Source organism: Streptomyces sp. LaBMicrA B280, from assembly GCF_049222185.1.
Classification (GTDB): Bacteria; Actinomycetota; Actinomycetes; order Streptomycetales; family Streptomycetaceae; genus Streptomyces; species Streptomyces murinus.
Genome location: NZ_JBMJCT010000032.1, coordinates 49,661 through 56,804 on the forward strand (window position 1 = coordinate 49,661; position 7,144 = coordinate 56,804).

General features: G+C 72.3%; 7 protein-coding genes. 3 read left to right on the top strand and 4 right to left on the bottom strand.

From position 1 onward, the window contains the following. The first annotated feature begins 120 nt into the window (after window positions 1–120). Entirely contained in the window at window positions 121–534 is a 414-nt protein-coding gene (locus tag ACLF5H_RS24930) for a hypothetical protein (protein WP_421678257.1), read from the top strand. Window positions 535–547: 13 nt separating this feature from the next. On the opposite strand, the gene ACLF5H_RS24935 is transcribed toward ACLF5H_RS24930, so the two are convergent. Continuing rightward, entirely contained in the window at window positions 548–1,456 is a 909-nt protein-coding gene (locus tag ACLF5H_RS24935; protein WP_421678258.1) for a helix-turn-helix domain-containing protein, read from the bottom strand. Between the two features lie 225 nt (window positions 1,457–1,681). Between ACLF5H_RS24935 and ACLF5H_RS24940 the strand changes: the two genes are divergently transcribed. Then, window positions 1,682–3,181 carry an MFS transporter gene (locus ACLF5H_RS24940; RefSeq protein WP_421678259.1) on the top strand — a complete coding sequence of 500 codons (1,500 nt, stop codon included), beginning with the start codon at window positions 1,682–1,684 and terminating at the stop codon, window positions 3,179–3,181. On the opposite strand, the gene ACLF5H_RS24945 is transcribed toward ACLF5H_RS24940, so the two are convergent. After that, window positions 3,155–3,865 (bottom strand): adenosylcobinamide amidohydrolase, encoded by a 711-nt coding sequence (locus ACLF5H_RS24945; RefSeq protein ID WP_421678266.1) that lies wholly within the window; start codon window positions 3,863–3,865, stop codon window positions 3,155–3,157. The genes ACLF5H_RS24940 and ACLF5H_RS24945 overlap by 27 nt on opposite strands. 200 nt (window positions 3,866–4,065) lie before the next feature. Next, entirely contained in the window at window positions 4,066–5,946 is a 1,881-nt protein-coding gene (locus tag ACLF5H_RS24950) for a propionyl-CoA synthetase (RefSeq protein WP_421678260.1), read from the bottom strand. A 129-nt stretch (window positions 5,947–6,075) separates the two neighbouring features. On the opposite strand from ACLF5H_RS24950, the gene ACLF5H_RS24955 reads away from it, so the two are divergent. After that, the gene (locus ACLF5H_RS24955; RefSeq protein ID WP_421678261.1) at window positions 6,076–6,348 is read left to right on the top strand and encodes a hypothetical protein; all 273 of its coding nucleotides are present in this window, start codon (window positions 6,076–6,078) and stop codon (window positions 6,346–6,348) included. 12 nt (window positions 6,349–6,360) lie between these two features. Here the strand turns inward: ACLF5H_RS24955 and ACLF5H_RS24960 are convergent, their stop codons facing one another. Next, window positions 6,361–6,903: an NUDIX domain-containing protein gene (locus tag ACLF5H_RS24960; protein WP_421678262.1), complete on the bottom strand. Its 543-nt coding sequence runs from the start codon at window positions 6,901–6,903 to the stop codon at window positions 6,361–6,363. Window positions 6,904–7,144: the final 241 nt, after the last annotated feature.

Here is a 7,144-nt window from a genome sequence, read left to right on the forward strand (position 1 = left end):
CCCCTATTTCTCTGCAAAATTCGCGTTAAAGACGGTTTCGGATCGCCACGGCCCTTGCTAGACCGGAAAGCGCGGGCAAGCAACAGACAGAAGGCCCGATCTCGAAGGGATGCGGCCGTTATGGACGAGGATCGCGCCAAGCGCGTGGTGGCGGCGTTGCGGGGCCGGGGGGTCATGGCCCATCTCGTCGAGGCCGGGGTCTACGAGTTCGGGATCAGGGTCGTCCTGGACGAGGGCATCGAGGCGCTGTGGGACACCGACGGGGTCTCGGGGCTGGACGCGGAGGTCGTCAGTGACGGTGTGCTCATAGGTTTCGTGCCCCATGTACCGGGTTCGGAGAGCTTCACCGAGCAGCAGATCGTGGACAGCATCGCGACCACCCGCTACTCGACCGAGGGACTCCGCCCACCCCAGGACAGCGCGCCACCGCCGCGCGCCGCCGCGGAACCCGGCCCCGAGGAACCCGCGCCCGCCGCCCCGCCGGTCAGCCGTCATCAGCGCTGGGCGCGGCGGATGCACCGCGGCAGGCACTGACCGGTTCAGGTGTTCAGCAGTTCAGGTGTTCAGGCGTTCGGCTTCGGGTTCGCCCTCCGGCCGGGGCCGCGACTTCCCGGTCCTCCAGCCTGAGCATGGCCGCTTCGTCGGCGGTGCCGGGGGCCGCCTGGTAGACGACCATCCGCTGACCGCCCGTCCGTGCCATCCGCATGACCTCGTAGGTCAGGGTCATGGGTCCGGCCTCGGGGTGCCGGAAGTTCTTCTGGCCGCCGCCCCGCTCGCAGACGTCGTACCGCTCCCACAGCCGGGCGAACTCCGGGGATTTCAGCACCAGTTCGCCGACCAGAGTGGTCAGTTCGGGGTTGTCCGGGTCGGCTCCTGCGACGGCCCGCAGATGCGCGACCGAGAGGGCGACGGTGTCCTCCCAGGGTTCGTAGAGCGTCCTGCCCATCGGGTGGAGGAAGAGGTAACGGGTCACGTTGCGCTGGTGTTCCGGCCAGTCCCACAGGCCGGGCAGCAGCCGTCGGCCCGGCGGGTTGGCGGCCAGGACGCGGTTGTAGCGGCTCACGACGTAGGCGGGCAGCGGGCGTACCGATTCCAGCAGGCGCAGGACGGAATCGCGGACGGTGTGGTCCGCGCAGGCCGGAAGCTCCGAGGTACGGCCGGAGGCCAACTCGGCCAGTTCATGGAGGCGTTCGTAGCCGTCGCCGCGCAGCCGCAGGGCCCGGCCGAGGGCGTCGACGACGGCGGTCGAGGGGTTGGTCTCACGGCCGCGTTCGAGGCGGATGTAGTAGTCCACGCTCACGCCTGCCAGCGCGGCCAGTTCCTCCCGGCGCAGTCCGGGGGTGCGGCGCAGACCCGCGCCGCTGGGGAGGCCGACGTCCTCCGGACGGATCCGCGCCCTGCGGGCTTTCAGATATCTGCCGAGTTCGGTACCCCGTACGTCTGTTGGTGCTCCCATTCGATCAATTGTGGCAGGGGTAGGGGGGTGTTGGGGGGCCGTGTCAGGGCCTGGAACGCCGCACCCCGGGTACGGCGCGGTCTGCCGAACGCCGCCGTACAGGCGCAGAGTTGATCCCGGAGCGGGCGGCCCGACGGCGTGGAACCCAGGGGGTGCGTGACACCGGACCGCGGTCCCGGCGTTCGTGGCCGCCCGCCGATTCGTCCCCGACGGACACCGTCGACCGTGCCTGACCTCCAGGAGGCCACCATGCCGGGCACCCCTCCCCCGTCCCCGACCGCCACCACCGGCCAGGGGCACGCGCCGGGCTCGCCGCTGCCCGAGGTACGACGACGACAGCCGGACCGGGCCCGACCAGCCGAGGCGGGCGCCGGTGCCGAGGGTCCCCGGCGGGCCGGGGTCGCGCTGGTCGCCGCGCTGCTCGGGTTCACCGTGATCACCATCGATGTGTCGGCGGTGAACATCGCGTTGCCCTCGATCCGGGAGTCCCTCGACGGCGGGATGGCGGGGCTCCAGTGGGTGGTGGACGCGTACACGCTGATGTTCGCCGCCCTGATGCTCTCGGCCGGTGCCGTCGCCGACCGCGCGGGTGCCCGGCGCGCCTACGCCTGGGGTGTCGCCCTGTTCACCCTGGCCTCCCTCGGCTGCGCGCTGGCGCCCGGGATCGGTGTGCTGGTCGCCGCGCGGGTGGCGCAGGGCGGGGCCGCCGCGGTCGTGATGCCGGCCTCGCTGGCGCTGATCCGGCAGGCGCACGAGGACAGCAGGAAGCGTGCGCGGGCCATCGCGCTGTGGACCGTCGGCGGCTCGGTGGCGATGGCCGCGGGTCCGGTACTGGGCGGGCTGCTCACCGAGTCGGCGGGCTGGCGGGCGGTGTTCCTGCTCAACCTCCCGGTGGGCGCGGTGATTCTCGGCCTGCTGATACGGGTGCCGCGCTCGCCGCGCCGGCCCGCCGCGCTGGACGGGTTCGGCCAGTTGACCGCCGTGCTGGCCCTGGCCGGGCTTGCCGTCGCGGTGATCGAGGGCGGTCATCTGGGCTGGACCAGCCTGCCCGTGCTGGGCGCGGGCGCGCTCGCCGTCGGCGCCGGATCCGTGTTCCGCGTGGTGGAGTCCCGGCACCGTCAGCCCATGATTCCACCGGCGCTGCTGAGGGAGCGCCGGGTGGCCGTGCCGCTCGCGGTCGGTTTCGCCGTCAACGCCGCCTTCTACGGCGGGATCTTCCTGCTCGGGCTGTACTACCAGCAGTTGCGGGGGATGTCGGCGACGGCGGCCGGGCTGATGTTCGTGCCGATGTCGGCGGTGGTGACGGCGACGAACCTGGTCTCACCGCGTCTCGCGGAGCGGTTCGGGCGGCGGTCGGTGATCGTCGTCGGCCAACTGGTCTTCACCGCCGCGATGCTGGCCATGCTGCCGCTGGCCGGGGACACCCCGGTGTGGCTGGTCCTGGTCCTGCTGCTGCCGCTGAGCATGGGCGGCGCGGTCGCGGTGCCCGCGCTGACCGCGCTGCTGATCGACGCGGTCCCGGCGGAACGCGCGGGAACGGCCTCGGGCCTGCTCAATTCCCTCCGGCAACTGGGCGGCGCCCTGGCCGTCGCCCTCTTCGGCGGCCTGCTCGCCGGTTCCGACGGCGGCTTCTCACTCCCCGGCATGCGCGTCGGGCTGCTGGCCGTCGGCGCGCTGCTCCTGGTCACGGCGGGAATGTCACGGATGCTGCTGACACGGGACTGAGCCGCGTCGGCGGGGGTCCGCCGCGGCGGTGGCCGACGCGCGGGATCCACCGCGAACCGGCTCCACGGCCGCGCACACCGCGGCATGAACCGCGCGGGCCAGCCGGGCGCCCCACAGGGAGCGGGGACCGGCGAAAGCCTGTGGCTCCTCGCCGGGCCGGGGGGTTCGGGCGGCGATGCACACCGCGTCCGTGGGGGTGCCGGAGCAGTCGTAGCCGGAGTCGAGGAGGGCCTGGACCTTGGCCTCGGTGACGGTGGTGACCGCGTTGACCAGGGCGGCGTCGGTCAGTGCGGCGGGGACGGCGGCGATGATGTTGATGGTGCCGGGGGTGGGCGGCAGGGGTGTGCCGGGGGCGGGGGCGGCGGCCCAGCCGTGGACGCCGAGGCCCGCGGTGACCACCGCCGCCACGCCGTCGTCATGGGCGCGGCCGTGCCGGAGGACGTCGGCGGCCGTCATCAGTCCGACACCGGGCCCCCGCGTCCCGGCGTCATGGGCGAGGCCCGCGAGATGGGCGTCGGGGTCGGTGCGGCTGTAGCCGTGCGAGACCTGGGCGTTGAGGACCCAGGAACGCTCGCCGATGCCCCCGCCGAGCACCGCGCTGCTGATCATCCGCCAGCCGGCTCCCGCCCGCCAGAGCAGGGCCGACAACTGCTCGTCGCACTCCAGGCGGGTCAGCGTCTGCATCGGAAGAACGCCGGTGGCGGCGCGGGGCGGTGGGGCGACGGTCACTGAGCCGGACTCCTCGGAACGGATGATGCTGATGATCGTACCGAGGGCGTTCTTCAGGGCATGGGGCCGCGCACGGCGTGGGGGTGGCCCGCTTCATCAGGAGCAGCACCGGCCTGGACCGGTGCCGCGGCCTGCTCGGCGGCCATGATCCGGCATCAGTTCTCCTTGCGCAGCGCGAGGCGCAGTGATTCCAGTACGGCGGGGTCGTCGATGGTGGCGGGCACCGGGGCGTCGTCCCCGTTGGCCAGCGAGCGCATGGAGGCGCGCAGGATCTTGCCGGACCGTGTCTTCGGCAGGGCCGCCACCACCGTGACGTCCCTGAGCGCGGCGATCGGGCCGATCCGGCCGCGGACCTCGCGAATGATCTCCGCCTCCAGTTCCTCGGCGTCGCGGACGGCCGTGGCCTTCAGCACCACGAAGGCGCGCGGCACCTGCCCCTTGAGGGCGTCGTACACCGCGATGACCGCGCACTCGGCGACATCGGGGTGGGCGGCGACGACCTCCTCCATGGCGCCCGTGGACAGCCGGTGCCCGGCGATGTTGATCACGTCGTCCATGCGGCCCATGACGAACACATAGCCGTCCTCGTCGCGGTATCCGCCGTCGCCGGTGAGGTAGAAGCCGGGATAGCGGGACAGGTACGAGTCCACATAGCGGTCGTCGTCCCCCCACAGGGTGGTCAGCGTCCCGGGCGGCAGCGGCAGCCGCAGCGCGATGGCGCCCTCCTGGCCCGCCGGGCGGTCGTGTCCCTCGAAGTCGAGGATCCGCAGGTCGTAGCCCGGCATGGGCACGCTCGGGGAGCCCGGCTTGACCTCCATCGGCTCCAGGCCACGCGGGTTCGCGGCGATCGGCCAGCCCGTCTCGGTCTGCCACCAGTTGTCGATCACGGGCACGCCCAGCGTCGTACGGGCCCAGTCGTAGGTGTCCGGGTCGAGGCGCTCACCGGCCAGGAACAGGCAGCGGAACGGTGTCATGTCGTACCCGGCCATCAGTTCGGCGGCCGGGTCCAGCTTCTTGATCGCGCGCATCGCGGTGGGGGCGGTGAGCAGCGCCTTCACACGGTGCTCGGCGACGACCCGCCAGAAGGCGCCCGCGTCCGGGGTGCCGACCGGCTTGCCCTCGTAGAGGACGCTGGTGGCGCCGACGAGCAGCGGGGCGTAGACGATGTACGAGTGTCCGACGACCCAGCCCACGTCGGAGGCGGCCCACCAGACGTCGCCCGGTCCGATGTCGTAGACGTTGGCCATGCTCCAGGCGAGCGCGACCGCGTGGCCGCCGTTGTCGCGCACCACGCCCTTGGGGCGGCCCGTGGTGCCCGAGGTGTACAGGATGTAGAGCGGGTCGGTGGCGGCGAGCGGGACACAGTCGGCCGGTGCGGCGGCGGCCATCGCCTCGTCCCAGTCCACGTCGCGCTCGGACAGTTCGGCGCGGGCCTCGGGGCGCTGGAGGATCACGCTGTTGTCGGGCCGGTACGTGGCCAGGCGCAGCGCCTCGTCGAGCAGCGGCTTGTAGGGGATCGCGCGGCCGCCCTCGATGCCGCAGGAGGCGGACACCACGGCCTTGGGGCGGGCGTCGTCGATGCGCAGGGCGAGTTCACGCGGCGCGAATCCGCCGAAGACGACGGAGTGGACCGCGCCCAGCCGGGCGCAGGCCAGCATGGCGACGACCGCCTCGGGGACCATCGGCATGTAGATGACGACGCGGTCGCCCCGGCCGACGCCCAGCGCGCGCAGCACACCCGCGAACCGCGCGGTGCGCCGCCGGAGTTCGGCGTAGGTGTACGAGGTCGTGGTGCCGGTGACGGGGCTGTCGTGGATCAGCGCCGTACGGTCGCCGTGGCCGGCGTCCACATGCCGGTCCAGCGCGTTGAAGCAGGTGTTGATCCTCCCGTCCGGGAACCACCGGTAGAAGGGCGCCCGTGTGTCGTCCAGGATCTGTGACGGCTCCTCGTGCCAGGTCAGCGCGGTGGCGGCGGCGGCCCAGAAGCCCTCAGGGTCGCTGATGCCGCGCTGGTACTGCTCGCTGTACACGCCCATCTGCGTCGTCACTCCTCGGGGTAGCACGCGCGGACAGCCCGCCTGTCCTGCGAAGGGAGACCTCTTCATATTGTCGCCAGTTTGAGTGCGACGGCGTTCGAGCGTCTGGCAACGTGATGAGTGCGCCGGGTGACAGAATTCAGCGTTCTCGATGACAGCACGGCGTGGCGGAAGGACTCCGAACGGCGGCTCGTCGCGGCGTACCCGGCGGCTGGGCTCGGCGCGACCGCGGCGAAGGAGCACGTGACGAAGGAGCACGTGACGAAGGAGCACGTGACGAAGGAGCACGTGACGAAGGGGCGCGCCCTCGCCGGGGACTGGACGGTCGCGGAGATCACGGCCGCGGGGGCCCGGGTGGGGTACGGGATCCTGGGCGAGGGTCGTTCCGTCGAACTGCCCTGACGGCGGCCTCGCTCACACCCAGGTGTAGTTCTCGTCGGTGACGGCGTCCAGGGCGGCGTCACCGACGGCGGCGCGGGGGTGGTCCAGCGCCGCCAGCGCGGGTCCGAGGGGCGGGAAGACGGGCAGGGCGGCGGTCTTGCGGTAGTCGACCCATTCGACGATGCCGATCTCATGGCGGCCGTCGGGGAGTTCGTCCAGTTCCCGCTCGGCGAGGGTGGCGCGGAGTTCGGGGGTGATGTGGAGCCGGTAGATCAGGTGCAGCTTGCGCGGCGGCGGGGTCGGGCCCGGGCGGGTGACCCGTTGGTCGACCACCCACATCAGGTCGCCGCCGTCGGCGAGGTCGATGTCCAGGTCGAGTTCCTCGGCGAGTTCCCTGCGCAGGGCCTGCCGCAGGTCCTCGCCCTCCTCCACGTTACCGCCGGGCGGGGTGTAGTGGACGGAGTCGGCGCGGTCCCGGCGGATGAGGGCGACCTCGTCGCCGCAGAAGACGAGGGCACCCGTACGGACCTTGATGCGGGAGAACGGGACCGTCGGCCCGTCGGAGGTGGCTGTCATGGCGGGCAGTATCGCAGCGCCCCCTGCGCCGCCTTCGGGTAGCGCAAGGGGGGCCGATGACACCGCGGGAAAGGACCCATGGCCCCACCCGGCGCCGGATCCGGACCCGGGCGGCCCGCCCTAGATGAGTGAGTCCGATGTGTGTGCTGGTCGCGACCATGGCGAAGGGCGCCCGTTGGTCAGTGTGTGAAGACAAACCTGGACGCCCTTCTGGCGGCACTGTACGTGTTCATCGACGACC

Coding starts and splice junctions, on each gene's coding strand:
- ACLF5H_RS24930 (WP_421678257.1), top strand. CDS start 121: ATGGACGAGGATCGCGCCAAGCGCGTGGTGGCGGCGTTGCGGGGCCGG.
- ACLF5H_RS24935 (WP_421678258.1), bottom strand. CDS start 1,456: ATGGGAGCACCAACAGACGTACGGGGTACCGAACTCGGCAGATATCTG.
- ACLF5H_RS24945 (WP_421678266.1), bottom strand. CDS start 3,865: ATGCAGACGCTGACCCGCCTGGAGTGCGACGAGCAGTTGTCGGCCCTG.
- ACLF5H_RS24950 (WP_421678260.1), bottom strand. CDS start 5,946: ATGGGCGTGTACAGCGAGCAGTACCAGCGCGGCATCAGCGACCCTGAG.
- ACLF5H_RS24960 (WP_421678262.1), bottom strand. CDS start 6,903: ATGACAGCCACCTCCGACGGGCCGACGGTCCCGTTCTCCCGCATCAAG.